Origin of the sequence: Streptomyces sp. NPDC096040 (assembly GCF_040303265.1) — a bacterium.
Taxonomy (GTDB): Bacteria; Actinomycetota; Actinomycetes; order Streptomycetales; family Streptomycetaceae; genus Streptomyces.
The window spans coordinates 1-26,764 of the sequence record NZ_JBEOTA010000026.1 but is presented as its reverse complement, the minus strand read 5'-3'; the positions used below and the strand labels follow the sequence as shown (position 1 = coordinate 26,764).

Here is a 26,764-nt window from a genome sequence, read left to right as displayed (position 1 = left end):
ACGCCAGGCCTTCGAGCGGTCCGACCTCAGGCCGTGTACGCGCCGATCAGCAGCCCCGCGAACGCGCCCGCGATCAGGAACGGCCCGAACGGGATCGCCGTCTTGCGCCCGGCCCGCCGTACGACGACGAGCGCACCGCCGTACAGCGCGCCGAACAGGAAACCGGCGAAGGTGCCGAGCAGCACGGTGGGCCAGCCGTACCAGCCGAGTACGGCGCCCATGCCGAGCGCCAGCTTCACGTCGCCGAAGCCCATGCCGCCGGGGTTGATGAGGAAGAGGACGAAGTAGGCGCCGCCGAGGGCGAGGGCCGCGTAGAGGGAGGTGAGCCAGTCACCGGCGTGCTCGGGGAGCAGGGCGGCGCCGCCGAGGAGGACGAGGGCAGCGGCCGCGAGGGGGAGGGTGAGGGGGTCCGGGAGACGCTGAACCCGGAAGTCGACGGCCGCGAGCAGCACGCCCACCGGCGCGAGCAGCAACCAGACGGCCAGCTCGGGCCGGGTACCGGTGGCGAGGGCCAGGGCCACACAGACCAGGGCGGTGGCGAGGGCCAGGGGGGTGGTGCGCGGACCGTAGGCGGCACGGGGGCGGGATGGGGGGTGGAAGTGGAGTGGGCGCGCGCGCTGATCACCGGGCGCGGGCAGGGGCGCGGCGGGTTGGCCGGCGGGCGTGGGACGCTGGTCGGACGTCGGGGCGGGCTCACGCCCGGGCGTCGGGGCGAGGGCGGAGTCCCGCGACCCCTCGGCTGTCGCGCACTCCGTGCACCGCCCCCGGCCCAGCCAGCCCTTGACCGGGTGGCCCGCGGGGCAGGTTGTGTGCCACTCCTCCTCCGGCGGTGCCGAGAAGCGGTACGCGGCGCGGGGCAGCACGGTGCCGGTCGCCGCGCCCCAGAGGGCGGCGGCGGCCGGAAGGGCGAGGTCCAGGGCGGTCATCCTGTCGCGGCGGCGCCGTCGCGCCAGGTCGGCAGGAGTTCGTCGAGGAGGGCCTCGGTGCGCGGGGGCAGGCCGCGCGCCCCGCTGCGGGCGATGAGGTCGGCGGCGAGGGCACGGACGCGGTCCGGGTCGCCGGTGGCGTGGGTGGCGCGCAGCAGCTCGTTCCACAGGCGCTCGTCGGCCGAAGCGGTCCTCAGCGCCGCGCCGAGCGCCTCGATCGCCTTCTCCGCGCGGTCCTTCTCCAGATGGAACGCGGACAGGGCGAGGCCGATGTCGGCGACCAGCAGCGGGAGCTGGGCGTCGATGATCTCGTGGGTGAGCCAGCGGTAACGGCCCTCCGCGCGGTCGGCGAGCAACGGGCCGCGGACGAGCACCAGCGCGTCGGTGAGGAGACGGCCGCGGACCGCGCGGCTCTCCGCGCCCTTGCCCTGGGTGGCCTCGTAGTAGAGCGAACGCAGCACGTCGAGGTCGGAGACGACCGACTTGGCGAGCACGAGGCGGCCGGTGTCGTCGGCGCGCAGCCGCGGGCTGCCGTCCGGGTCGGTGCCCAGCCAGGCCCGCAGCCGCTCGAGGAGCGCGTCGCGGACGTCCTCCGTCACCCCGCGCGGCCACAACGCGGAGGACAGCACGCGCGGGTGCACGCCCTCGCGGTGCAGCAGGAGGAGCGCCAGGGCCTCGTGGAGGAGCGCGCTGCGGTTCCCGTCCGGGGTGTCGAGCCCCATGATCTCGTAGGGCCCGACCAGCCGCGCGTACACCGCGGGCCGCCCCTGCTCGCTGATGTCGACGAGGAACGGCGGGGCGTTGGTCGGCCCGTCCGGGTCGCGCTCGGGGTCGGCCTCGACGAACAGCTCGACGACCGCGCGCTGCTGCACCGCGGGCAGCAGCTGGGCGTCCAGTTCGAGGCCGAGGAGCGGCGCGAGGAGCCTGCCGTCCGGGGTGATCTCCATCGCCCAGGCGGCCCCGGGCAGGTCGCTGTTCTCGGTGCCGACCAGGTAGCCGATGCCCAGCCGGGCGGCGTCGGCCGCGAGTTCGGCGAGCCGCACCGCGTCCTCGGCGGACGGCTGGGCGGCCAGCAGCACCAGGTTCGGCGCCCAGCGGGTGTGCTGGGCCGGGCCGGTGCGGCCGGTGAGGACCGAGTCGTGCCCGGCGGCACCCAGCGCGCCGCGCCGCTGCCGGGTCTCCGCCTCCATCGTCTCGAACAGCGCGTCCACGTCGTCGAGATGGCGCAGCCGGTTGGGGGCGAGCGGGGTGAGGTCCGCACCGAAGCCGACCAGGGTGATGGTCATACGGTCCGACCAGCCGTTGGTGGCGAGTTCGGCGGCGACCGAGGCGAACACGGCGGCCCGGTCGGCCTCCCGGCCGCTCAGCGAGACGATGCCGGGGACCGCCTCCAGGTTGAGCAGCAGCCGCGAGTCGTCCATGGTGCCGAGGCTGACCAGGCCGGGGTACGGCGCCGCGGTGTCGGTGTCCTCGTAGCGCTGGGCGTCCGCGCGGGACAGCGTCCAGAACGTCTGGTCCTGGCCGAGCTGCCAGGGCGCGGGGGGTTTGCCCGCGGGCTGGGCGAGTTGCAGATGCAGATCGCCGTGGCTGAGCCAGACCGCGTAGACCACCGGCAGCGAGCGGGACTCGGCGGTGAGGGCGGCGGCGAGTCCGCGCAGGGACCGGTCGAGCAGTCGTACGCCCTCCGGGTCCGCGCCGACCAGGAGCGCGTCCTGCACGTCCTGGGCGTCGCCGGTCGGGGTCGGCGGCTCCATGCCGCGCCGGCCGCCGACGGCGCCGAGCGCCGACTGCCACAGGGCCTGCCGACGCCGTCGGCCGAGGGCGGCGAGCAGCCCGGCGGCGAGGAGGGGGGCACCGAGCAGCGCTTCGGACAGCCCGAAGGAAGACCCGAAAGAAGACCCGAAGGACGTGTGGCCGGAGGTGTCGTGCGCATGGGTGGGCGCGCCGGCGTCGCCGGCCTGACGCTGGCTGGGCACGGTGATCTGCGCGGTCGCCCCGTCCTCGCCCGCGTGCTGCCCGCCCTGCTGCTGGTGCTGTTGCTGCTGCTGGGCGTGGTCGCCGGTCCTGGCGTAGTCGCCGATCTGCTGCTGGACGTCCGGCGAGACATGCGCGTCGGGGTTCTCGACGAGTTCGCCGCCGTGGGCGTCGCCGGGCATCTCCATGATCCAGCCGGGCCGGATGAGGCTGGCCTCGGAGAGCCGGGAGCCGTCGGGCTGGATGCGGTCCTTGTTGAGCTCGTAGATCTCCTTGTACCGGCGGCCGTCGCCGAGGTGGCGCTGCGCTATCTCCCAGAGGGAGTCGTGGTGGCGGCCCTCGGGCGGCTGGATCCGGTAGTACTTCGTCGCGCCGTGCGCGGCGGTGGAGCCGTGCGCGGCCTGGGCCGCGGCGTGGCTGGCCTGCTCGGCGAGGGCGGCGGCGGTGGTCTTCGCCTGCTCCTGCTGCTGGGCGAGGAGGCCGGGGGCCGCCTGGGCGGCGGCCACCGTGCCCTTCTGGTTGCCCTCCATGCTGTGGCCGAGCTGCGAGAGGCCCGGGGTGAGGCTGGCGGCGGTGGCGCCGACCAGCAGCAGGGCGGCGACGAGCTGCCGGGCGAGCAACTGGCTGGGGCCGGCACCGGGAACGCGGCTGGGCAGGCCGACGCCGGAGACGGCGGCCTTGACCTCCACGAGCACGCACGCCGTGAACTGGGCCCAGGCCAACCACACGATGACCGTCAGGGTGTTCAGGAACGTGTCGACGCCGATCGGCTGCGACAGCCAGTCCATCGTCGGCGCGCTGTGCGGCAGGGGCCAGCCGACGGTCATGGCGAGGGCGCCGGGGACGCCGACGACGAGCACGAGCAGCACCACGAAGGCGAGGAACGCCTTGACGAGGTCCCCGAACGAACGCCGCCGCACCCGCACCGGCTGCGGGGTCCGGTTCCGCGGACCCGACGGGTTCCCCGTCGGTCTTCCCGTCGAGCTTGATGTGCTGCGTCGCGCCATGGCGGGTGTCCTGGGGTCGTGTGTGGAAGGAGTGGGCCGGGGGCGCATCGAGCCTGTCGAGGTCCCCTTGACGATCCTATTGACTGGCACCGACAGCGTCGAAGGGGAGAACGGCGAACCGTCGCCCGTTTTCTCCCTTTTCGTCAAACGAGGCCCGGTTCACCGGAGTTACCGCCACCCGCTGCACACACCGCCCCTCCATATGCCCCACACAACCGACCGTCCACGAAGTCCGGTCCGTCAACCGCCGACCCGGAGCGACGACAGCAGGAAGCGGGTGAGGGCGGACGTGGGGAAGGCGATCGCCGCCACGCCCTCCTCCGCGCGGAGTTCGACGACCGTACGGGAGGGGCCGTACGGGCGTACGTGCACGTTGCCGAGGGCGGCGGGCGTCTCCAGGCCCTCCTCCAGCAGGGCGCGGGCGAAGCTCCAGGTGACCTCCTCGCCGTCCAGGGAGATCCACGGCGGGAATACGAAGTGCACGGCCTGCGGGTCGGCCGAGCTGTAGCGGAGGGTCGCGGGGACCGCCACCTCCTGCTGGTCGGCGGTGAGCAGGCGGGCGCCGGTGGGCTGTTCGAGCGTGATGGGCACAGGGCTTCTCCGGATCCGGTGTCGGTCGTCGTATCTGTGAGAGCCCCCGCAGCCCGTCTGATTACGCGGGAAACGCAAGCGAGTTGAGTGACATGTGTCACTTTCCGATGGGCTGGAAACTTTGCTTGAAAGTTCTGGCATCTACAGTGACAAACCCTTACCCCGCCTCACGCCGGCAACTGGAGCGTTCCGCCATGCACGACGGTTCCTCTGCAGTGATCAGCGCCACCGCCTACGCCCGGATCTACGAGGAACAGCAGCCGCGTCTCGTCGCGTACGCCCGCTCCCTCACCAGGAACGCCTGGGTCGCCGAGGACCTCGTCGCCGAGGCCCACTTCCGGGTGTGGCGGCGGCTGGCCGAGGGGCACGAGATCGACAACGTGTCGGCGTATCTGATGACGACCGTCCGGCACCTCGCCTACGCCGCCGGCGGAGCCGTACGCGAGACGCCCCGGGATCCGCACGAGGACGAGCAGGCCGAGGCCGGCCGGCACGGCGACGACCCGGCCGAGCACGTCTCCTCCGTCGATCTGCTCGTGCGTGTGCTGGCCCAGTTGCCCGAACGCTGGGTCAAGGCCCTGTGGCTGGCCGAGGCGGAGGGGCAGCCGCTGGCGCAGATCGGGCCGCAACTGGGCACCAAGGAGGGCGCCACCGCCGTTCTGCTGCACCGGGCCCGCGAAGGCATGCGGCAGGCCTTCCTGCGCACCCAGACCGGCGCCCCGGACGACCCCGCCTGCCAGGTCCACTGGAGCCGCATGCCGGCGTACGTGCGGGGCACCGCGACGGAACGGCAGTCCGGCCGGCTGCTCGCCCACGTGGACACCTGCGGCGACTGCCGCGCCCGCCTCGCCGCCCTGATGAGCGCCAACGACCGCCTCCCCGCCCTCGTCGGCCCGGCTCTGCTGGTGTTCGCGGTCGGGGGTACGGCCGGCAGGTTCCTGCTCGCCCTCACCTCCGGCACCGCCGCGAGCGCGCACGGGAGCGGGCTGCTGCACGGTGTACGGCAGGCCACGACGATCGGCGGTACGAAGGCGCCGGTGGCGGTCGCGGCGGGCGCGATGGTGGCCGGTGCGGCGGCGCTGGTGCTCATACTCGGCCCGGGCCAGTCCTCCTCCGTGCCGAACCAGCGCACACCGGTCGCCGACGCGCCGGTGACCCAAGTGCCGGTGGCCGAGGCCCCGGTGGCACCGACGAGCGCGCCCGTCACGGATCCCGCGACGACCGCCGAGGGCGGGGACGGCGGCGAAGGGACGACCGGGGATACAACCGACCAGGCGCGTACGGTCGTATCCCGGCCGTCGGACAGCGCTCGGCCCGCGCCGGACCCGGGCGGGAAGACGCCGGGAGGTGAGGGGGACGGCGGCGACACCACGCCGCCCGCGACGACCGAGCCGACGCCGTCGCCGAAGCCGAAGCCGTCCGAGCCCGCGGACCGGGCCCCCGCTCCCCCGGCGGAACCGACCGAGCCGACTCCCCCGGCGGCGCCGGGAGATCCCGCTCCGCCCGCCGAACCGACCGGCCCGGCCGACCCGTCTCCGGTGGACCACCCGCCCGTCGGGAACCCCGACCCGGCACCGGCCGACCCCGAACCGTCCACCCCGCCCGCCGACGACGACTGCACACCCCCGCACGGCGGCAGCCACGGCCATGGACACGGCCACGGCCAAGTCCCGGAACAGCAGCAACCGTCCGCCCGGTGACCCTCAGCCGACCTCGTTCTCGGCCGTCGCCTCGCCGTGCACCACGATGGCGCCGCCGTAGAACATGCCCGTGAAGACCGGTTCGTAGGTCAACTGGACCTCTACTTGGACCTGTTGGGCGTCGGCGGCGATGCAGTGCGTGCCCGCGATGTCGGCGGTGGACATGTCCATCTCGTGGGCGAAGGTCTTCACGCGGGCGTCGCAGTCCTGGTAGTTGATCGGCGCGGTGCCCTGGTTCTTGTACAGCGCTTCCTTGTCGATGTCCTGCGCCGCGTAACGGGCCGCCTGTTCCGCGATGTCGGCGGCACGCTCCCGCTTGGAGATGGACAGGCCGCCGTCGATGACGAAGGCGGAGAGGGAGAGGAAGACCAGGGCGAAGATGATGACCGCGCCGGCGCCCGAACCCCGGTCGTCGAGGCGGAGCCGACGCGCGGCCCACCAGTTGCGCAGCAGGGCAACGCTCACGCCGACCTCCGGAACGGGTCCAGCGGCGAGGAGAAGCTCGCGGAGAGGGTCGTCGGGATGTCCAGGCCGAGCATGGCCAGGCCCCGGACCTGGCAGCTCACCTCGACGGTGAAGATGCTGTCGGGCGCGAAGCCGGCGCTGGTCTGTACGACGGAGACCGGTCCGGAGCAGACGTCCGACAGGTCGGCCTCGGCGGCCTTGCGGGCTTCCGACATGGCCGTGGCGTGGTCCTTCTGGATGGAGCCGGCGCGGGCCGCGTCGCGGGCGGCGCCGTCGATCGCGCCGCGCCCGTCGACGAGTTGGCCGAAGGCGACCAGGACGAGGATGAACAGGATCATGACCGGGGCGAGGATGACGACCTCGATGGTCGACAAGCCTCGGTCGTCCACGGCTCTCCCGGGAGCTGCTTCGTGGTGCTCGGACATCTAGTTGTCCTCCACGAACCGCTCGACCGGCCCCGACGACTGCGCGTGCACCGTCAGGTCCAGGCCGGGGAACACCGTCGGGATGCGGGCCGAGATCTCGACGCCGACCGTGTTCTGCTCCGGCTGGAGCATCTTCACGTCGGGCGACAGGACCAGCTGCGGCCCGAGTTGGCTGATGTAGGAGTCGACCACGTCCTGGGCCTCGCCGCGCCAGGCGCCGGGCTCCGCGTCGGCGGTGGCACGGGCCTTGCGGGCGCCGGCCTGGGCCGCCGCCTGGGCCACGTGGTCGGCGAAGAAGTACAGCGCGAACTGCACGGTCGCGAAGATCATGAAGAAGAGGACGGGGGTGAGGAACACGAACTCGATCGCCGTCATGCCCGAGTCACCACGCGCGGCGGCCGCCCGGCGGCGTATCCAGCCGCGCAGACCTCTGCTCACGCCCACAGACATCCTCCCCGTCACCCCGTCGCCCCCGTCGTCGTGCGTCCGCTCAGCAGGTCTTGCTCGCGCTGGCGCCCTTGATGCAGTCGCCGACCTTGTTGGCGCCGTCGCTCAGCGCGGCGTTGATGATGGCGGCCACCACGCCGACGATCGCCACGACGACCGCGGAGATGATGACCCACTCGACGGCGGAGGCACCGCGGTCGAGTTCGCCGGAGCGGGCGCGCTGCACCCGGCCCTGGAGGAAGGTGACCAGGAAGTCCACCGCCGGGATCCCGGTGCTGAAGTTCCGTCCGTTCATGATGTGTTGTCCTCTCGAAACAGTTCGCGGTTGTGGAGGGATATCAGACCTGGAACACCCGCATCGCCGCCGGGAAGATCAGGAAAACCAGGAAGCCGGCGCACAGCAGCAGCTGCGCGACGAGCATCGACTGGGACTTCTCGCCCGCGCTGCCCTCGATCTCGGCGAGTTCGCGGTGGCGCATGGTCTCGGCGCGGGAGGCGAGGGACTCGCGGACCTTGGCGCCGTCGTCGGCGACGAGCGCCAGCGAGGCCGACAGGTCCTTCAGCTCCTCGACACCCAGCTCCTCGCCGAGCGAGCCCAGCGCCTGCCACTGGCTGACGCCGGTGATCCGGGCGTCGGCGAGGGCGTTGCGGATGCGCTGGTTGGCCCAGCCGTCGGAGATCTCCGCGGCCGCCATCAGGGCCTCGGGCAGACCACGGCCGCCGGCGAGGCTCATCGACACCAGGTCGAGGTACGCCCCGATGACCCGCCTGAGGTCCCGGCGTTTGTCGGCCGCGTCCCGTCGTACCTCCAGGTCGGGCAGGAAGAAGAACAGGGCCGAGCAGGCCAGGGCCAGCCAGACCGGGATGACCGGGCTGTGGCCGAAGCCCATGGTGTAGACGACGGCGAACAGGAACGGGCCGAAGATCAGGCCGGCGGCCGCGAGCAGCACCTTGGTCGCCAGGAACTTCTCCCAGCCGCGGTCCAGGACGGCGAGGTCGGCACGGAGCGAGCGCTGTTCCCAGCCCTGCTGCCGGTAGAACTCGGCGACCCGCTCGCCGACTTCGGCGCGCAGCGAGCCGAACCGGCCGCTGTCCTGGGTCTGCCGTGCCGACTCGTAGGCCGCGCCGCGCGCCCGCATCGCGTCGATCCGGGCGACCTGGGCGACGGCGCTGCGCTTGGACGGCATCAGGGCGCGGATCAGGGCGTAGACGCCCAGTCCGAGGGTCACGCCGACGAGGATCGGCATCGTGAGGTTCATCGGCGTACTCCTTCCTCGGTGGGCAGCTGCTGCTGACCAGGCGAACCGGGCGGACCGGCCTGTCCGGGCTGGCCGGGCGCGGTGCGGGGCGGTCGTACGAACTGGACGGAGTTCTGGTCGCGGACCAGGAACCGTTCCGGGGTCTCGATGGTGGACAGCTTGCGCAGCCACCAGAAGCCGAGCGCGAACAGCCCGCAGACCAGCGCCAGGACCAGCTGGCCGACGGCGGTGCCGTACGGCGAGACGAAGTCGCGGTTGAAGACGGCGAGGCCGAGGACGAACGCGACCGACACGGCGATGACGATCTGCACCGAGCGCCGCGTGGACGCCCGTTGGGCCATCACGCGCTGGCGCATGTCGACTTCCTCGCGCGCCGACTTGGCGAGTGCGCCGAGGACCTGGCGCAGACCCGGGCCGCGGAGGCGGGCGTTGAGGATGAGCGCCGCCACGATGATGTCCGCGGAGGCGTCGTCGATCTCGTCGGCGAGGTGCTGGAGCGCGTCGGGGAGCGGCGTACGGGCGCGCAACCGGTCGACGAGCGCGTCGAGATGGGGCCGGAGGATGGGCGCGGCGGCGCGGGCCGAGGCCGGGATGGCCTGCTCCAGACCGACCGCGCCGGCGATCGTGTCGCGCAGCGACTCGGTCCAGGAGGCGAGCGCTTCCACCCGCTTCATCGCGGCCCGCTCCTCGGCGGCGCCGCCGAACAGCTTGTCCCAGAAGAAGACGAGGACACCGGCGGCGACGCCGGCCACCGCCCAGCGGGTCAGCAGCAGCACGGCGAGCCCGATGATGGCGGCGAGCGAACCGCGCTGACCGGCGAACCGGATCAGTTCGGCGGCCCGCTCGTTGGCCTTCTGCTTCTCGTGGTCGGGCTTGGCGGGCAGGCCACGGATCGCCAGGACCAGCAGCGCGAGTCCGCCGCCGACGGCGACACCGCAGCCGAGGGCGTACAGCACCGAGGTGGAGAAGAGCCCACCCATGGAGCCCAGGGAGTCCAGGTTCATGTCACGTCACCCCCAGGCCCCGTGCGGCTGGTAGCCGTAGGCCATCAGGTCCTCCAGGCAGGCTATGGGCGCATGCGGTACTACCCGGCCGTCGTGGGCCTCCGCGAACACCTCGCTGGACAGCACCCGGCCGTCGACACCGTTGACCTCACGGACCGAGGTGACCATGCGCTGGAGGCGGCCGCCGGTCTGGTAGTCGTTGCGCCGCTGGATGAAGACGACGAAGTTCACCGCGCCCGCGATCAGCATCTGGCTGGCCTCGATGGGCAGCCGCTCGGAGGCCTGGAGGGCGTAGGTGGAAATACGGTTGAAGACCTCGCTGGAGCTGTTCGCGTGGATGGTCGACAGGGACCCGTCGTTACCCTGCGACATCGCGTTGAGCATGGTGACGATCTCGTCGCCGAGGACCTCACCGACGATGACCCGGGAGGGGTTCATACGGAGGGACCGCCGGACGAGTTCGGCCATGGAAATGGCCCCCTGTCCCTCCGAGTTGGGCAGCCGCTCCTCGAAGGCGACGACGTTCGGGTGCAGATCGGGAAAGGTGTCCAGGCCGAGCTCCAGCGCGCGCTCGACGGTGATCAGCCGCTCGTACGGCGGGATCTCGTTGGCGAGGGCGCGCAGCAGGGTCGTCTTGCCGGCGTTGGTGGCTCCCGCGATCATGATGTTCTTGCGGGCGCGGACGGCGCAGGCCATGAAGTGGGCGACCTCGGGCGTCAGCGTGCCGTTCCCGACGAGGTCGGAGATGAAGACCTTGCCCATGCGGGCGCGACGGATGGAGAGCGCGGGCCGCCGGGCCACGTCCATGACGGCCGAGAGGCGGGACCCGTCGGGCAGCCGCAGGTCGAGCTGCGGATTGGCGGAGTCGAAAGGCCGGGACGAAAGCCCGGAGTAGGCACCGAGCACCTGAATCAGTTCGATGAGCTCTTCATCGGTCTCGGCGACGGGCTCCCCTTTGGCCTCCCGCCCGTCGCTGTACCCCACGAAGACCTGGTCGCACCCGTTGATGTCGATGTTCTCGACCTCGGGATCGTCGAGCAGCGGCTGAAGGCGGCCGACCCCGAAGAGCGCCGCGTGCACCGCGGCCGCGTACTGCTCCTCGGTCTCCGCGTCCAGCGGGGTGCGCCCGGCGTTGATCTCCGCGCGGGCGTACTCCTCCAGGATCTGGGCTATGACCGCGCGGGCGTACTGCCGTTCGTCCTCGGTGGACATCGGCGTGACGTTGGCCGCCTGGTCCTTCCGACGCTGCTCGGCGATACGGTCGCCGGCGTCCTGCCGGAACCGCTTGACCAACTGGTGGTCGACAGCGGTCATCGGCCGGCCCCCGCATGGGGCGCCTGCGTCGGTACGGTCCAGGCGGCGCCGTACTGCTGGTGGAGGTCGGCGGTGACCTTGCGGGCCGAGCGGATGAGCAGCGACTTGTCGAGGCGCCCGCGCTTGCGGCCGGCCAGCTGGTCGGCACCGGCGGGGTCGTCGGCGATGGTGCCGACGACCCGGGCGCCGGTCTGGGCGTGTACGAGCATGTCGTTGACCTGGTTGACCAGCTTGCCGGAGCTGGACGGGTCGGCGATCAGAACGACCCCGATCAGCGGGGTCGCGAGGGCGCCGGCACCGCGCGGGCCCCCGTGCAGCTTCTGGGCGAGCGCGGCAGCACGGTCCCGGACCCGGGCGAGGGCCTCGGGCTCGGTGCGCGAGACGAGCAGCACGAGCGCGGCGTGCGGAAGGAGTTCGACAGCCGGGGTGTCGCCGCTGATCCGGCCGCAGTCGGCGATGACGTCGGCGGGGGCGTTCGGCGAGTCGGCGAGGGAGGCGAAGGCGTGCCCGAGGGTGGGCCAGAGGCCCGCGAGTCCGGCGGCGTGCTCGGCGATACCGAGCCCGACAAGCACTTCGAGTCCCCCGCTCAACGGCTGTACATGGTCCCAGAGTTGGTCGGGCACGAGTCCCCGTCGCGCGGTGGCGGCTATGGAGAGCATGCCGGTGTTGGGGTTGAGCGGTCCGCCGTGCGCGGCGGCACTGCGGTAGACGAGGTCGCCGCCGGCCGGGTCGGCCTCGGCGAGCATGACCCGGCGCGGCCAGACCGCGGCCAGCGCGACGGCCGCGGTGGTGACGCCGGGGGAACCCTTGTCGGCGGCGATTCCGATGAGCGCCATGGGGTGGTCGTCGCCTTCTAGTTGCCGTTGCCGGGTACGCGGACCAGGGCGACCTGGCTGTTGGCAGCGGCCTGCGCCAGGTCCGCGGCCTTGTCGTTGTCGACGGCGAGCGTGATGGCGAGGTTGGTGCTGCTGACCAGATCGCCGCTCTTGTCCGGCGGGACGTAGGTGACCTTGGCCTGGCTCACGATCAGGGAGTCACCGCTGCCGGTCGAGGAGGATCCACCGGTCGACGAGGAGGAGTTGGTGACGACGCGGTAGGCGGCGACCGTGTCGCCGACCTGGAGGTTGTTCGGGTACTGGCCCTCCTTGAGGGACAGCCCGACGGTGGACTTCCCCGCGGCCAGCGAGCTGCCGCTGCCGAACATCTCACCGACGGCGACGACCCCGGCCGGGATGGTGTTGATGGCCTTCAGCTTCTTCAGGCCGTCCAGCTGGGACCACTTGACGTAGTGGATGCTGTCGTCGGCCGCGACCATCACCGAGGTCACGTTGTTGGTGGTCACCGAGGACCCGGCGGGGATCTCCTGGGTGATCTTGATGACCTCGACCCGGTCGCCGGCCTGCAGCACGAGCGTCGTCGCACCCAGTGCGCCCAGCAGGATCAGCAGCACCGCGAGTGCGGCCAGCGCGGGCTTGCGCTCACGCGGCGCGGTGGGAAGCCGGTCACCGACCGAAGGCTGAGCCGGACCGGCGGAACGACCGACGCCCGCCCCCGTACGCTCTTGGATCTTCACGCAACCGCTCCCCGTTACACCCAAGACTTTGTCTGTCAAGAACCCTGAAACTCTGTCAACGCTTCGAAAGCGGACACTCCACACGAATCACCCCGACTCGGCCAAATACTCGGCCACGGGGTGAGTGTCAAGCGATCGCACCGTATCAGCCGCACATAAGCCCCTCAAGGCGCGCCCGGACACCTTGACCTCACCGCAATCGTCATTGCGATCTGCAACGGCGAGCACAGGTGCGGCTGTTGGGAACACGGGGACACCGACGGCGGCCGGACTGTGCGCCGGCGAATCCAGAACACCCTCTTCGCACCCAGTATCCGCCCGCGGCCCTCACCGCGCACCCATGAGGCCTGCACGAATCACTCACGTCGCTTGACCGAGGCATGCCATGCTCTTTGCCCGGCACGGGCCAGGCGGCCGGTTTGCGGCTGCCGGAACTGCCGTCGGCGCTACGGGGGTTATTGGGGGAACGGCCTGAGTAGGATCACCCGGCCGGGTGAAGGGTTCGCTGCCGGGAATGACCGTGAGGATGCCAGACCGTGATCGAGCCGTCGTACCGCCATCACTGGAAATCTCCCAAGGGTGAGGAGCTCGTGACGCGCGGCCGGGTGTCCTTCGCGACGGGGGTCGCGGGACGGGTCGAGGGGCGACGCTGGTTCCGGGACCAGGAACGGCGGGACATTCAGGGCGAGTTGGCAGGGTGGCCGACGGGGCCGTCGTATCGCAGGCGCTCGTGGTTCGACCGGGTGGTGTGGGACGGCCTGGTGGCGGTGTTCGTCGTCCTGCTCACCCTCGCCGTCGCACTCCTCGGCGGCAGCCCGGGCCAGCCCGATGGCATCGGCAAGAGCGACGACCCGGAGAACGAGGAGAACGACTTCCCGGTGCTGTGGGCGGCCCCCGGCACGATCGCCCGCACCCTCCCCTGGGAACTCGACCCGACCCGCCGCCCCGACACAGACGTGACGGAACTGGCCCTGACCGACCGCCGTCTCCTGATCCTCGGCGGACTGAAGGATCCAAGGGACCCGTGGGAGGAACTCCTCTGGGAGACGGACCTGAGCACGGTCGCCGCGATCGAACAGCGCCCGTTCTCCTCGGGCAGGCGGGACTTCAGGATCACCTTCACGGACGGCTCCTGGTGCCGTCTGACATCCCTGGAGGGCGAGGCCCTCGCACGCCATCTGACAACGGCGGCCTGACCGAGAGAGGCACACCGTGGGCGGATCGGCCAGGCCCAGGCGCCCTAAGGCCGCTCTGGCCGGGGATGACTGTCTCGCGCCACCATCCCGCGCACGAGGGCACAATCCGGACAACGGGTGGGCGGTTGGCGCGCCTTGGGTCGGGTCCCCTCATGTCTCACAGGTTCACGCTGGCGAAACCGTGAACCCCGCGGATAGCGTTTACGTCCTTGATGAACTTCATACTCACGGGGAGTCCACAGTGAAGCGCCGCACCTTGCCCGCCACTGGCGTGCTCGCCGCCTCCGCAGCCCTGCTACTGACGGCTTGCGGCGGCGGGGACGGGGGTTCGAAATCCAACGACAAGATCACCGGGGCCGACAGCGGCGGCACGAAGGTTTCGGCTTCGCCGAGTGCGAGCAGCACGGTCGACAGGCCCAAGATCACGCTGCCGAATGATCTGACCGACACCTTCGAAAGCTGGAAGACTGGCGACACGACCAAGGACTCGGTCCTCGAGGACGTGGCGCAGCGGATCAACGCGACCAACTACGCCATCACGCAGGGCGATCCCGCATCGCCCGCGCTCAGCTTCTATTACACCGGTGGCGCGCTGGCAGACGCCAAGGACTGGGTCGAGTCCATCGCGAAGGACGGTTACTCGATCACCGGCATCAACCGCTATTACAACGCCAAGATCGATGTTTTCGATTCAGCATCGGCGGGAGTCGTTTACTGCGAGGACCAGAGCAAGGCCTTCGCAAAGGTTCGCAAGTCGAGCAAGGTCCTCAAGACCGCAGTAAATGACGATTCGTATGTCATCTACACGACGCGTCTCGAAAAGAACAAGCAAGGCGTATGGCAGACGACGAAGCTCACTTCGGAGAGGGGCAGCAAGTCGTGCACGCCGTGAAACCCTGCAGCCGATACGCGGTGGCGGGGCTGCTCTCAGGAGTTCTTGTTCTCACCGTCCCGGGAACGGCGTCCGCGACCTGGCCGCCGAGCGAAGGCTCTCAGGGCAACACCAAGCAGAGCGGCAGCTCCGACGCCGGCACACTCGTTTCCAGGGTGACCTATTCCGGTTCCGTGCGATCCAGCGGCAGTCGTACCGCCGTGCAGCCCGTGACCGACTGGACTCCGCCCGCGTGCTGGTACGAACCCCGCTCGGTCGCGGAGTTCAGGGACTACGTCGAGAAGATGTACACCGAGACGATCAACACTCCCGGCCAGGCCAATTACGCCAAGGCCGCGGTTGGCCAGTTCCGCGGCATCTACAAGGACGGCAAGTACAAGAACTACAATGAGGACAAGGCCGACGAGGGAAACTGGTGGGTCGCGGTCCAGAATCCCGACCGTCTGGACGACCCCGCCAGCTGGGAATGCAGCGACCTCCCGTTCTGGGTCGCGAACAGCGACGACCCCGGAGTCCCTCAGGCCGTCACCCCGAAGATTCTGGCCGAAGCCGCCTACGACGCGATTCAGCTCCCCGACACCAAGGTGACTCTCGCCCCAGCGGACATCACCAAGGTCAACCTCGCCACATGGGCCTGGCTGGACAAGGCCGAGTTCAAGGAGGCCTCGGTCACCGCGTCACTCAATGCCGGCGGCCTCAATATCCAGGCGACGACTACAGCCAAGCCCATCTCCCTGAAACTCGAGCCAGGCACCAGTAACGCCGAAACCTATCCAGCTTCCGGCATGTGCACAATGAACTCCGACGGCTCGATCGGTGAGCCATACGCCAAGGGCAGGGCTGATGAGACCCCATCCTGCGGCATCAAGTACCTACGCTCCTCCGGCGATGGCACATACCACCTGAAGGCGACCACCACCTGGCAGATCAGTTGGTCGGGAACAGGGGGCGCGGGCGGCGACCTGCCAGACGGTACCTTCGGAACGACCCAGGACATCAAGGTCCAGGAAGTCCAGGCCGTGAACCGCTGACTATTGCCGCGTCAGGCAACATTCGCGCTCTTGTACGTGAGCCCGAACGGTGGTCCGTAGAGCCTCAGGGCCACTCAAGGTCAACATGAGGAGACTCAAGTGCACCCGCTAGTAATCGAACAACAGTTCCAGATACGGGCAGGCCGGCTTCAGGGTTGGGGTATCGGAATTCTGGTCTGCGCATTTCTGTTCTGGGTCTATGCCGCATGGCAGGTGCTCACGCCGTACGTCTCCACCTACAACGCAGTGAACTGCCCCGCACCTGTCAACTCCGAACCCAGGGACATCTACTTCGAGGATTCCGAGTCTGCGCACGAAAAAGCGCTGCAATGCGCGTCAGACCGGGACTGGCCGAAACCGCTGGCCGCCCTGGTGGTCTCCGTACCTCTCTCAGCCATAGGCGCCGCACTGTTGACCGCCGGAACGGTCAGCGTCCGACTGCGCCGCCACGACGAGGTACTGCGACGAGCTCAGAACTGAGGGGGCAGCCATGCGAGCCGCAAAAGAGGCTGAGCGTCGACCACCGCGGGCTCATGCGGGGGCTGAGGAGGGGATTCGCCGGGCTGGTCCCGTCCAGCACGACCGCTCGGTGGCGGGTGGGACTGGACGACACAGCCCTGCCACGGATCGCAAAGGTGCGGCGGCGGGTACGCCGGGCACATGTTCCCTCTGCTCGACCTGTGGTCCGGGAGCCCCCGTGGTTCACGGTCGACGGCCGCACCAGACGGCTGGATCATCGTGGGCTTCGACGCTGCGATCAGCACGCGCGCATCCAGGAGGGAAGGGGCTGCGGCGTTGCACCGATTCCACCAGGGCCGCATGCCCGGTCCGGTTCCTGCGTGACATCATGCAACCCGGCCTGCACAGCAGCGACTTCGGGAGGGACCGCCGTGGGAGAACCAAGTACCCAGGCGACAGTGGAGAACCCGTATCTGGCCTCCTTGAAGAGCCTCAAGAACAATCTCAAGGCCGAGACTGAGATGCTGAAGAAGCAGCTCGAGACCGCGGCCAAGGACATGGGCAGCAAGAAGGTCTGGGTCGGCAAGGCAGCCAGTGACTGGGCCAAGGATCTCGAGGGTCGGCGATCGCGCATGAAGCTCCTGGCGGAGAAACTCATTCCTGCGGTGGATGCGGAGATCGCCAAGTGCCCGGAGAAGGTGACTCCGGGCGAGGCCAAGATGATGCGCATGGATCTGCAGGGCTACTGATGCCGGTCATGCGGTGACAGCACACGCACCACCAACGGGGAGAGAAGCATGGGCGAGTTCTCGGGGATCGACTCCAAGGCGCTGAACGGCATGATCGACTCGGTCAAGTCGGATAAAGAGCGGATGCGCCAAAGCGTGTCCTGGATCAAGTCGAGCTTCGAACGGCACGGCATCGACACACAGCCTTTGACCCAGCTTCTCGGCATCTGCGGCTGGCTGGACGACCAGGTGCCGCTGCTGACCCGCCGCTACCACCTCGCCTTGGCCGTCACCGGAGACGGCAACGGCGGGAAGCCGTATCCGAACGCCCCCAAGGGCACGGTGATGGTGACGATCGACGAGGGCATGGTCGGTCAGAAGGCCGCCGCCGAACGCAACGGCAAAGCCCTGGCGCAGCGGTTCAAGAAGAACTTCAGCGGCAGCAACTCGGCGGAACTCTTCGCCGCCCTGGAAGCGAACGCCGACGACGGTGACTTCGTGAAGGCCTTCTACAGCACCCTCGGCCCGGACAAGCTGGTCTGGCTGTCCAACGAGATGGCCGACGATCCCTACGACGACTACTACGACAAGCACCCGGACGCGCTGACCCACGACCGGAATCTCGTCGCCCGGACGCTCGGCACCTTCACGCAGGTGGCCTTTGAGGGCCAGACCGCCAAGGAGAAGCAGGACGCCTGGAGCAAGTGGTTCGACAAGTTCGCCATGGACCCGCAGCGCGGCTTCCGCCCCGACCGGCTGATGCCCCTTCTCGCCGGCGGGACATACGACAAGGACTTCCTGGTTGCACTCGGCGACCGGGTCTGCTCGAAGGACCAGAAGACCTTCGAGAACGAGTGGATGAACGGCAGCGGGAAGAACCCCTGGGAGGGCGACCACTACGCCCAGTTGTTCAACGCCATCGCCGCCAACCCCGAGGCATCCGGCGAATGGATGAGCCATGACTACGACACCATCCAGAACATGCTCTACAACCCTGCCGGTTCATGGGACAAGTCCCGCTCGGCCGCCCTGGTCAAGGTGCTGCACTCGGCGACCATCGACCTGCGCCCGACGAATGAGGCCCTCGCGGAGAAGCTGACCGCGCACCTCATGTTCGACAACTACAAGCACATGAACGGCGACGAGAAGGACCTCCACCCCATCGAGGGGGTGGATTACTTCTACTCACAACTGGTCACTTCGTACTGGAAGGACCTGGAGAACGGAATCACCTCCCCGGTCGCCGACAAATTCTGGATGGGCGATGCGACCACGGGCGGCTTCGCGGAAGAAGCATCCAAGTGGGACGAGAAGGCGTTCCTCAACAGCCAGGACCCGTCCCGCTTCGGCCTGGAGGCGGGTACACCCATGTGGCAGGCGCTGATGAACGAGGCGGCTCGGGACCCGAAGGCGGCGGGCGAGTTGAGTGCACTCTTCGACACGTACCGTAAGCAGATCGACTTCCAGCGCGTGCGCACAGACCGTTCGAACGACCACGCGATCGAGTACCTGGCCATGAAACGCGGCCTGATGATGAAGGCGTACGGCACCGCGTTCACCTACGCGAAAAAGTCTATGGAGGACGAGGCCGAGGCGTGGGCGGACAGCGTGAACGAGTTCCGAAAGAAGCTGATCGAGACAGCGGCCGACGGGGCGAAGGCAGCGGCGACGGGCGGCACCACCGCCATCGCCGACATGGGCAAGGGACAGCTCACTGGGCTCGGCGACTCCGCGCAGGGCCTGCTCACGGACTGGCTGGCTGAACAGTGGAGCGTCAAACCCGAGGAGGCGCCGGGCGGGCTTGCGGACAAGTACAAGAGCCTGTCAGAAGCCGAGTTGGACACGTCGTGGCGCGATGCTTACCAGAGGCTCGCGAACAATCAGCTTGCCGGGGACCCGGGCAGCGGTGTGAAGCCCGGGTTCGACCCCACCCTTACCAAACCGGTCACTGTTGGACCGCACGGCAAGGACCGCACGACGTACACAGGCGACCCGAAGAACTACATCAAGAGCCCTGCCGCCAACTTCCTGACCTCTACGGGGCAAGTGATGGACCCGAACAAGATGAGCCCGCAGCAACTGAACGCGTACTCACGGTGGCTTCAAGACTACGCCGTGGTCACCAAAGTGCAGCGCGACGGCTTCCAGGCATCTCAGGATTTCCAGAACATCCCAGAATGATACTCACTTCGACGGAGCAAGTTTCAGGGCGTTGATGAAGGTTCGGAGATAGGCGGGCGCTTCAGCAGATACGATTTCGCGATGGTTGAGCATAGGAGCCAAGGCGACGTCAGTCGTATTGTTATGCCAGCCGCACGTGGTGAACTCGACCGCGCCGATAGTGATGTCCGCGCATCGAATCTTTCCGCCCACAGCACCCGCCGAATACGTCTTCACGCGCCGCTGATCGATCGTCGAATTGTAGATCGAGCGGAGTTCTTCGCCAGGCGTCACCGGTTTGAGGGTGGCATTCGGCCAGTATTGGGCGCGGATTATCAACGCCTTCCCGCCCGGTGCTCGATAAGTCAGGTTGACCCGCCCCTTGGCGATGTCAGTATTAATCGAGTCTGAGCCGATTTCAGTCCATTCAGTATCGCTAGGCTTCGCCTCCGTATACCCCGCGAACGCGGACGGCACCGTCGGAGCATCCTGCCCAGACTCATCGCCACTCCCCCTCGTCGCCAACCACGTCCCTCCACCAACGAGCAGGGCGGCGACGATCACCACACCCCCGACGATCAGCCACCTTCGACTCGGTTGATGACCGGCATCCGACACTGATTGAGCAGGAGAAGAGGCCGCCTGGGCGTCGTCGCTGAACGAGGAGTCGGTCATGAGAGTTCCTCTGGTGGTAGGGGCAGGCCGCAGCGAGTTGACCATAACGCCCCCGGGCAACCCGACAGCGAACCTTCTGCGCACCAGCGCCGCTTCCCGCAACGACACCAGTGCGAATCAGACCTAACAGAGCCCACCACCCAACCCCGTCCACGCACGGCAAGCACAACCGCCCAACCATACGAAGCTCGAACGACGAGCCGTCGCTCTCCAGGTCGTCAGCGACGCGGCGAGTGCCTCCACCGGCCTCGGTCAGCGGTGGCGACGTCGGGACGGAATCGCCCCCCTCGATGTTCGAGATCTAGGCCATACCCACCCGCCGCGCGAGTTCCGCCCGGAGCAGCCCCAGTCGAGTCCCGCGGCGGCGAGTCACGAACTCGGACGACGAGACAACTCCTTGCCCACCCCTAAGGGTTTGGCGGATTTCAGCGCTCGGCAACGAAGGAGCCCATACCTCGGGTAGTGATGAGGAGTCCTTCCTGCCGCAGAGCAGCAGTGGCCTTACGGACGGTCTCTCGTGCGACGCCGAACTCCTGCTCCAGTTTCACCTCCGAGATCAGTCCACGCACGGGGTACTCGCCGCTGGCAATCCGCTCTCGGACGACCTCGGCGATCTGCTGCCACTTGGGCCTGGTCGGATCGAATTCGAACACGAGCGGACTGTATGTACGAACCAGCATGGGTTCGAGGCCCCTCTCACCTCATATGAGTAGACAGGTATCTAGATTCCCTTACGGTTCTCGCGACAGACCCCCGCGACGGAGGCAACCGTCCCGGGGCATGGCCACCGGGGACGCCCGCCGAGACGACGAGGGACGGAACTGTCGCCGGTACTGCGGCGGTTGCTGGAGGATCGCTCTCAGTAGTATCACCCGGCCGGGTGACGGGTGCACCACCGTGAAGGATCGCGAAGGGTGCCAGACCGTGACCGAGCCGCCGTATCGCCAGCACTGCCCGCCACGCCGTGAGCCCGATTCAGCGGACGCCACACCCGAGAAAGCCACTCCCGACTGCTACCGGTTCACCGACTGGATCTCGTGGACCGCCACGTTCTCCTCGAACGTGGACAACCCGTCCGGCAGTCCCGGCAGTTGCGCCGGTCCGTCGGGGTCGGCGGAGTCCGTCCAGGTCACCTTCCAGGTGATGGACGCCTTCAACGGATAGGTACCGCTTCCCGACGACCTGAGGTAGGTCACGTTGCAGCCCGCGTCCTTACTGTCGACCGTGTACCCCTTGTCTCCCTTGACCAGGTCGTACGTACAGGTCTGCGGGTCGGCGTCCGAAGTACCGGCATCCAGCCTGAGCGCCACGGGGGTCGCGACGGTGGTCGCGGCCATCTGGACGCCCTTGTAGTTGATGTCGGCGGTCGTCCAGACGCGGTCGAAGTCACTGTCGAGCTTCACCCGCGTACCGAGGTTCACGACGAGCTGATCGCCCTTCGGGCTCAGCACAACGGGCGGAGTGGGCAACTTGGTGGAGTTGTAGGCCAGTTCCGAGAGCGTCTCGGGGGTCAGCTGATGCGGGTCCTGCTTCGGCTGGGCCGGCGGGACCCAGATCTCCCAGTTGTCGGGTGTGACGGGGCAGGCCTCGTTGTAAGCGTCGTTACGGAACTGCACCTGCCACCACAGACCCTTGTCGCCCTTGTGGTAGTTCTCCTCCTCCCGCTTCTTGGCATAGCTCGCCGCGGGTTCTTGCGCGCCCTTGTACGCGGACTTGATGAACTCCTCGTACTCCTCGGGCGTGTACATGGGCTCGTACCAGCAGACCGGGGGCTTCCAGTTGGCGTTCGAGGACGTGGCCTTCGAGGTGGAGCTGCCGGAGCTCCCGGCCTTGCTCTGGTGGACCTGGATGTGGGCGCCGATGGTTCCGGTTCCGGAGCTGCCACCGGAGTCGGTGCCTGAATCGGCGGGAGGCTGCCCGCCGGTACCCGTGTCATCGCCCGTCTTGGGGTCACTGGCGTAGGCCGGGAATCCTGTCCCCAGCGCCACAACGAGGCCCGCGGCCACGGCCATCCGGACGCCGGCCCGAACCACGCTGGACCCTAGCCTTGGACGCACGCCGCGTCCCCCTTCTTCCAGTTCTGCTGCGTGACCTGCCAGTCACCGGCCGAGTCCCGCGCGGCTTGAAGGGTGTACAGGACGAAGTCCTTGTCGCTCGCCTTGGTGCGCAGGACCTTGTTCGTCTTGATCTCCTTGCCGTACGCCTTGCTCTGGTCCTCGCAGTAGCGGGCGGCCGCCGTCTTGCCGTTCGCGACGTCGGTAACCTCGAAGTCGTAGTACCGGTAGTGGCCTGTGAGCGTGAGTCCGTCCTTCTTGAGAGTTGCGACGCGCTGAGACCAATAGGTGAAGGCTGCCCCGCCGAAGTAGCGGCTCATATTGGCGGTCTTGCCGTCGCCCTTGCCAAAGGCCTCGATATTGGCCTGGGTCGAGTACGCCACGTCCCGCAGAATCGCGTCCTTGGTGCCATTCCCTGTCGACTCCCGGTCGACGGCCACGGTGATATCCGACGGGAAGTCAAAGCTCGGCGCGTTCTTGTCGGCCGACGCGGAAGCAGACGGCGACGCGGAAGCCGACTTGCTGCTGTCTGCCCCCTTGATCTTGTCGTTCGCCGAGCTGTCGCCGGAGTCGCTGCTGCAACCGGTCACAGTGATGACGAGGGCGGCAAGAACGCCGGCCCCGGCGGCCTTCCGTCGCGTGGTCAGCATGGATGCTTGTCCTCAGAGGTAGTTAGTCGTCCTGCCTGGGGATGATCCCACAAGGGGCGGATGCGGGGCCAAGCCCCTCCAGAGACTGAGGCGACTCCGTGAAGTCCGTGAAGGCGCCTTCACACTTGCGGAAGTGACGGAATGAGCAGTCGCCGGTCTCGGAAACGTCGGGCGCTGGGCAGCAGCCCCTCCGCACTCAGCCACCCTCAGCCGCTCGGCTATCGTCGACGATCGTGACGCAGTCCTTGCCACACTGGGGGGGAACCACGTGCGGATGCTCAACCCCGACGACCTCGACCAACTCGCCAGGCTCTTGGACGGCAAGGGCGGGTTGGTGGACAGGCTCGATGAGACCTTCAGCCGGGCCGCCGCCCTCGACGTGTCCGACAAGGTCACCCGCCTCAAGCCAATGCGCACGTGGGCCGGCAAGACCGCGCCGGATCTCCGCAAGCGAGCGGCAGTGGCTCGAGAGGATCAGCTTTTCGAACGTGGCGACCGGGAGACATACAGCGATTGGCTGGCGCGTATCGAGGCGCATTATCTGGCCAAGGTTCCTGGTCTCAGCGAAATCCCCGAAAACGACATCGAAGAGTTCCTCAACGACGTCAGTGACGTCACAGGCCTTGTCAAGGTCGCCGGTACCACCGCGATAGTGGGCACCGGCATGAGCCATGTGCTGTTCAAGAACTCCTGGTACATCGGGCTGCTTCGGGAGGCCGTGGGTTCCACCTGGTGGGAGCGTGGAGGTGGTGCCCGCAGTTGGGCCGCTGCCGGTCTTCGTCGGATCCCTGCCGGTGAACTGCGCTCCCTCAGCGCGCCGGGCAGTTGGCTCCCGAGTCAACTGGCCAACGTCTTCGCCCGTAGCACTCTGTACCAGAACGCCAGTCGGATCCCATTCACAGCGGCGCAACGCAACGCGACGGGCGGCGCTGCTCGGCCAGGCCTGGGACGGATTCCGCGAACTGCCGGTACTGCGCTCCCCCCTTGTGGCCAAAGGCATCGACTTCTTTGTGGGGTCTGATGCGCTGGCCGTCCGCTACGGCGGGGCCACTCACTCCGGAGCACTGGTGAGCCGGGCCGGACAAGCGAGCCTCTTGAAGGTCTTCCGCTCGGCCTCGTACCTCCAATAACTCAATAATGCCAGGCCCGCTGTCATCGCGGCGGGAAAGACGGTCTCTCCTTTCCTCAAAGGGCTCGGAACAGCGGCCAGAGCAGGGGGGTTCATCCGCTATGCGGGTATCGGCGGGAGTCTCATTGCCACGGGCATCAGTGCCGCCAACGTCTGGGCACAAGGAAACCCTCGGGAGGCGTTCAAGAAGAAGGGCGCCGGATACGTCGCGGACGTCGCAGAACTCGGCTTCAACGCGTCCTTGACAGCAGCGATGGTCGCTCCGAACCCGGTCACCGTGGGCCTGGCCATCGGAACGGGACTGGTCTACGGAGGAGCGAAGGTCGTCGAGCACTGGGACGACATCAAGGCTGGCGCGGGCAAGGCGGCGGAGTGGGCCGGCGACAAGGCCACGAAGGTCGGAGAAGGGCTTACGAAGGACGCACGAGCCGTCGCGAAGGCAGCCAACCCAATGAACTGGTTTTGAACGACATGAACGGCACAAACCCCCACGAAGGTAGATCATGACCGAATATCAGTTCGAGTTGAGGCCCTTTTACGAGAACCAGCAGTACGGCCGCAAGGGTCTGGTCGGAGCCTTTGGCGAGGTAGTCGTCGCGGCAAGCACCAAAAAGTCACGCGTGAAGGCGGGAAGCAGGCAGCTCGAAGTGCGAGTCTACGGCGACCACATGCCCGAGGTTCATTATCAAACGGTCGGTCCAGGTCGCCCCACCCTCCGAAACGCGCGTCTCACCGTCGACGGGCAATCCGTCCAACTCGACTTCAACAGCAAAGGGATCCGAAACTCGGCACGTGCTCTGCGGATCACCCACCTGGAACGGTCGTACGAATACATTGCAGCCAGACTCGAAAAAGGTGGGACTCTGGCCCGCCCTGGAGTCCTGGTGTCCATCACCCGCGGGAAGAACATCGCCAGCAAGGGAACGAGCAGCTTCGGCGTGGTGACCGGAGAAGCCGATGCGGTGGACCTCGCCCTGGCGGTCTCGGGGTCCTTCTTCGCCAGCTCCGTGGCGCGCTTGGCGGCCTTGGCCGCCGCGGCGTTGGCGGCGCGGCTCACCTGGGCCTCGTCGACTCTTCGCCCAGAACTACGACGAATACCCCTTCGCGGAGAAGGTCGTAGGGGCTCTCGGAGCGCGGAAGACGCTGCAGCTCTGGGACGAGATGAGCAACCTCGACAGGCCTGCCGGATACGGCGAGACCTCCGACTTCGCGCGTGCCGGCGACCTTGACAAGATGCAGAAGAACCTGAGTCTCACCGTGGCGGCGGCCACCAACTCCGATTCGCCGGCGATGCAGAAGCGGAAGAAGGACATGGTCGCGATCGGTGACAAACCGATCCGGGACCCTGGCCCCGCCCCGCACGGCGACTCAGGCGGGCCCGAGGGCTTCATCGTCATGAGCAACCTCATGCGGTACGGCGACTACGACGACAAGTTCCTCGTGAACTACGGAGCGGCACTCGTCAAAGAGGACAAGCGGATCCTGGACGGCGCCGACCAGCCCTACGCATCCGGCTGGGGCACCACGAGCACGGTCAACCACCTCGGCAACGACGAGGGCAACGACCCGCTCACCGGCTACCTGAAGGCGCTCGCCAACAGCCCTGCCGCGGCTACCGAGTTCTTCACGGCGCAGCAGAAGGGCGACGACGGCAAGACGGAGACGAACTTCAAGTACCTCTTCGAGGACCGCAAGTGGCCGGACGACAGCAAGCCGGCCAAGGAAAGGGTGACCGGCCTCAATTCGATGGGCCAGGCCCTGGAGGCAGCCACCACCGGCCATCGCCCCGGCGAACCGGCCACGGCCGAGGACATCAAGCACTCCGACAAACAGGCTGAGTTGTTCAGCGCCTTGTTGAAGTCGGTATCGGAAGACCGGGACCGCCTCCTCGACCATGCGTTTCTGTCGGACAGCTTCGCGAACATCTCGGCCGAGTACATGCCAGATCTGCAACGCAGCCTGGATTCAGATCCTATGTACAAGGACAAGCTCTATCCGACTTCTGGGGTGGCGGCCCATATCCGGATGTACGACGCAACGCGGTTCCTCTACGCGGTGTCTCGTAACAAGGAAGGCTACGACCGGCTCAACGTCTCCCAGCACGTATACGCTGCCGCACTGATGGAATCACAGGCGAAAAACCCCGGTACCTATCCGCAGTCGACAGATGCCACCATCGACAAACTCGCCTACCAGACCGGCCTGTTTCAGGGCGTCATCGCCAACGGCCAGAAGTTCCAGGCCGACAAGGACAACACTGACGCCAATGCACGAGACAGCGCATGGAAGGATAAGGCGACCCTATGGGGGGGTTCTTTGGTCGGCAGCACCGTGTCCGTTGCGACGGCACTGTTCACAGGCACAGCGGGGGTCTATGCAGGAGGCTTGGCCAACACAGCTGCGGGCGAGATCTTCAATGGCATTCTCGACGGATTCGACGGCGACGGGTCGCAGGAAAAGGAGCAGGTCTACCACAACGTACGACGCATGGATCAACTTCAGAACTCAGCATCTCTGACGACGGAGAAGTCCGTGAAAGCCACCATCGGTGACGACGCGGCCGCATCCAGGTCCGGCGACAAGGCAGGTCTGGGGTTCAGTGATGCCGATGCGCTGATCGACAACAGCAACGCCGACATGTAGCCCCCGCCCCGCTAAACAGCGACTGAAGGATCGACCTTGACGGAACCGAATAAACGCAGACTTCTACGAAACCCGTACATCTACGGCGCGGCTATCGTCGCTGCAGCCGGGTCTGTGCTCGTGGCCCACCTTCTCGGGGCCTTCGAAAAACGCGGAAGCATCCAGGCCGACGACGTCTGTCTGCATGTTCCCAACCGGCAGGAGACCGCTAAGATCTTCAACTCGATACTGCCCGATGCTTCTGAATATCACTTCACCGAGACGTGGAGGCCAAATCAAGCCTGGGAGTTCAGAAGTGTGTGCGCAGTAAAAGGAAATGGCGACAAGGCGCTCTTCTATCTTCAGGCCACCATGGGCTCCGCCAGACCAGGGGCCGTTGCATGATCGCGTTTCGTCCGGAGTGCCGTGCTGGCCCGTCCTTGGAGGGGACATCCCGGTTCGGGCGGGGCGGACGCAGTGCAG

27 protein-coding genes are annotated in these 26,764 nt (G+C 67.8%); 11 read left to right on the top strand and 16 right to left on the bottom strand.

Features of this window, described 5'->3' with window-relative positions; all coding sequences use genetic code 11:
• Positions 1–26 precede the first annotated feature (26 nt).
• From ABTY98_RS30820 to ABTY98_RS30810, 3 genes are all read right to left on the bottom strand, one after another.
• Positions 27–926, bottom strand: a complete 900-nt coding sequence (locus tag ABTY98_RS30820; protein ID WP_352224336.1) for a prepilin peptidase — start codon at positions 924–926, stop codon at positions 27–29.
• Complete coding sequence (locus ABTY98_RS30815; RefSeq protein WP_352224335.1) at positions 923–3,907, bottom strand: BTAD domain-containing putative transcriptional regulator; 2,985 nt, start codon at positions 3,905–3,907, stop codon at positions 923–925. The genes ABTY98_RS30820 and ABTY98_RS30815 overlap by 4 nt, the downstream gene beginning before the upstream one ends.
• 240 nt (positions 3,908–4,147) lie before the next feature.
• Complete coding sequence (locus ABTY98_RS30810) at positions 4,148–4,498, bottom strand: SsgA family sporulation/cell division regulator (RefSeq protein ID WP_352224334.1); 351 nt, start codon at positions 4,496–4,498, stop codon at positions 4,148–4,150.
• A 194-nt stretch (positions 4,499–4,692) separates the two neighbouring features.
• Between ABTY98_RS30810 and ABTY98_RS30805 the strand changes: the two genes are divergently transcribed.
• On the top strand, positions 4,693–6,198 hold the full coding sequence (locus tag ABTY98_RS30805) for a sigma-70 family RNA polymerase sigma factor (RefSeq protein WP_352224333.1): 1,506 nt from the start codon (positions 4,693–4,695) through the stop codon (positions 6,196–6,198).
• Positions 6,199–6,201: 3 nt separating this feature from the next.
• Here ABTY98_RS30805 and ABTY98_RS30800 read toward each other — a convergent pair whose 3' ends face one another.
• From ABTY98_RS30800 to ABTY98_RS30760, 9 genes are read right to left on the bottom strand one after another with little or no spacing between them, the layout of a single operon-like run.
• Positions 6,202–6,663: a TadE/TadG family type IV pilus assembly protein gene (locus ABTY98_RS30800; RefSeq protein WP_352224332.1), complete on the bottom strand. Its 462-nt coding sequence runs from the start codon at positions 6,661–6,663 to the stop codon at positions 6,202–6,204.
• Positions 6,660–7,088, bottom strand: a complete 429-nt coding sequence (locus ABTY98_RS30795) for a TadE/TadG family type IV pilus assembly protein (RefSeq protein ID WP_502994399.1) — start codon at positions 7,086–7,088, stop codon at positions 6,660–6,662. The genes ABTY98_RS30800 and ABTY98_RS30795 overlap by 4 nt, the downstream gene beginning before the upstream one ends.
• Positions 7,089–7,538: a TadE family protein gene (locus tag ABTY98_RS30790; RefSeq protein WP_352224330.1), complete on the bottom strand. Its 450-nt coding sequence runs from the start codon at positions 7,536–7,538 to the stop codon at positions 7,089–7,091.
• 40 nt (positions 7,539–7,578) lie between these two features.
• On the bottom strand, positions 7,579–7,830 hold the full coding sequence (locus tag ABTY98_RS30785; protein WP_352224329.1) for a hypothetical protein: 252 nt from the start codon (positions 7,828–7,830) through the stop codon (positions 7,579–7,581).
• Positions 7,831–7,873: 43 nt separating this feature from the next.
• The gene (locus ABTY98_RS30780) at positions 7,874–8,794 is read right to left on the bottom strand and encodes a type II secretion system F family protein (protein ID WP_352224328.1); all 921 of its coding nucleotides are present in this window, start codon (positions 8,792–8,794) and stop codon (positions 7,874–7,876) included.
• Positions 8,791–9,798, bottom strand: a complete 1,008-nt coding sequence (locus ABTY98_RS30775) for a type II secretion system F family protein (RefSeq protein ID WP_352224327.1) — start codon at positions 9,796–9,798, stop codon at positions 8,791–8,793. The genes ABTY98_RS30780 and ABTY98_RS30775 overlap by 4 nt, the downstream gene beginning before the upstream one ends.
• Before the next feature lie 6 nt (positions 9,799–9,804).
• The gene (locus ABTY98_RS30770) at positions 9,805–11,112 is read right to left on the bottom strand and encodes a TadA family conjugal transfer-associated ATPase (protein WP_352224326.1); all 1,308 of its coding nucleotides are present in this window, start codon (positions 11,110–11,112) and stop codon (positions 9,805–9,807) included.
• Complete coding sequence (locus tag ABTY98_RS30765; protein WP_352224325.1) at positions 11,109–11,948, bottom strand: hypothetical protein; 840 nt, start codon at positions 11,946–11,948, stop codon at positions 11,109–11,111. The genes ABTY98_RS30770 and ABTY98_RS30765 overlap by 4 nt, the downstream gene beginning before the upstream one ends.
• Before the next feature lie 17 nt (positions 11,949–11,965).
• The gene (locus tag ABTY98_RS30760) at positions 11,966–12,685 is read right to left on the bottom strand and encodes a hypothetical protein (RefSeq protein WP_352224324.1); all 720 of its coding nucleotides are present in this window, start codon (positions 12,683–12,685) and stop codon (positions 11,966–11,968) included.
• Between the two features lie 536 nt (positions 12,686–13,221).
• Here ABTY98_RS30760 and ABTY98_RS30755 point away from each other — a divergent pair.
• From ABTY98_RS30755 to ABTY98_RS30730, 6 genes are all read left to right on the top strand, one after another.
• Positions 13,222–13,881, top strand: a complete 660-nt coding sequence (locus ABTY98_RS30755) for a hypothetical protein (RefSeq protein ID WP_352224323.1) — start codon at positions 13,222–13,224, stop codon at positions 13,879–13,881.
• 241 nt (positions 13,882–14,122) lie between these two features.
• A complete protein-coding gene (locus tag ABTY98_RS30750) occupies positions 14,123–14,773 on the top strand; it encodes a hypothetical protein (RefSeq protein ID WP_352224322.1) in 651 nt (216 codons plus the stop codon).
• A complete protein-coding gene (locus ABTY98_RS30745) occupies positions 14,719–15,804 on the top strand; it encodes a hypothetical protein (protein ID WP_352224321.1) in 1,086 nt (361 codons plus the stop codon). Before ABTY98_RS30750 ends, ABTY98_RS30745 begins: the two co-directional genes overlap by 55 nt.
• A gap of 99 nt (positions 15,805–15,903) precedes the next feature.
• Positions 15,904–16,284 (top strand): hypothetical protein, encoded by a 381-nt coding sequence (locus ABTY98_RS30740; protein WP_352224320.1) that lies wholly within the window; start codon positions 15,904–15,906, stop codon positions 16,282–16,284.
• 437 nt (positions 16,285–16,721) lie between these two features.
• Positions 16,722–17,012 (top strand): hypothetical protein, encoded by a 291-nt coding sequence (locus ABTY98_RS30735; protein WP_352224319.1) that lies wholly within the window; start codon positions 16,722–16,724, stop codon positions 17,010–17,012.
• 48 nt (positions 17,013–17,060) lie between these two features.
• Positions 17,061–19,172 (top strand): hypothetical protein, encoded by a 2,112-nt coding sequence (locus tag ABTY98_RS30730; protein ID WP_352224318.1) that lies wholly within the window; start codon positions 17,061–17,063, stop codon positions 19,170–19,172.
• A 3-nt stretch (positions 19,173–19,175) separates the two neighbouring features.
• Here ABTY98_RS30730 and ABTY98_RS30725 read toward each other — a convergent pair whose 3' ends face one another.
• From ABTY98_RS30725 to ABTY98_RS30710, 4 genes are all read right to left on the bottom strand, one after another.
• The gene (locus ABTY98_RS30725; protein ID WP_352224317.1) at positions 19,176–19,826 is read right to left on the bottom strand and encodes a flagellar basal body-associated FliL family protein; all 651 of its coding nucleotides are present in this window, start codon (positions 19,824–19,826) and stop codon (positions 19,176–19,178) included.
• Between the two features lie 425 nt (positions 19,827–20,251).
• Positions 20,252–20,479, bottom strand: coding sequence for a GntR family transcriptional regulator (locus ABTY98_RS30720; RefSeq protein WP_352224316.1), 228 nt, complete (start codon positions 20,477–20,479; stop codon positions 20,252–20,254).
• 360 nt (positions 20,480–20,839) lie between these two features.
• Positions 20,840–21,859: a hypothetical protein gene (locus ABTY98_RS30715; protein WP_352224315.1), complete on the bottom strand. Its 1,020-nt coding sequence runs from the start codon at positions 21,857–21,859 to the stop codon at positions 20,840–20,842.
• 8 nt (positions 21,860–21,867) lie between these two features.
• Entirely contained in the window at positions 21,868–22,530 is a 663-nt protein-coding gene (locus ABTY98_RS30710; protein ID WP_352224314.1) for a hypothetical protein, read from the bottom strand.
• Between the two features lie 274 nt (positions 22,531–22,804).
• On the opposite strand from ABTY98_RS30710, the gene ABTY98_RS30705 reads away from it, so the two are divergent.
• From ABTY98_RS30705 to ABTY98_RS30690, 4 genes are all read left to right on the top strand, one after another.
• Positions 22,805–23,551 (top strand): hypothetical protein, encoded by a 747-nt coding sequence (locus ABTY98_RS30705; protein ID WP_352224313.1) that lies wholly within the window; start codon positions 22,805–22,807, stop codon positions 23,549–23,551.
• Positions 23,552–23,912: 361 nt separating this feature from the next.
• Positions 23,913–24,125 (top strand): hypothetical protein, encoded by a 213-nt coding sequence (locus ABTY98_RS30700; protein ID WP_352224312.1) that lies wholly within the window; start codon positions 23,913–23,915, stop codon positions 24,123–24,125.
• A gap of 695 nt (positions 24,126–24,820) precedes the next feature.
• Complete coding sequence (locus tag ABTY98_RS30695; RefSeq protein ID WP_352224311.1) at positions 24,821–26,302, top strand: DUF6571 family protein; 1,482 nt, start codon at positions 24,821–24,823, stop codon at positions 26,300–26,302.
• A gap of 36 nt (positions 26,303–26,338) precedes the next feature.
• On the top strand, positions 26,339–26,686 hold the full coding sequence (locus ABTY98_RS30690) for a hypothetical protein (RefSeq protein ID WP_352224310.1): 348 nt from the start codon (positions 26,339–26,341) through the stop codon (positions 26,684–26,686).
• The last annotated feature ends 78 nt before the right edge of the window (positions 26,687–26,764 follow it).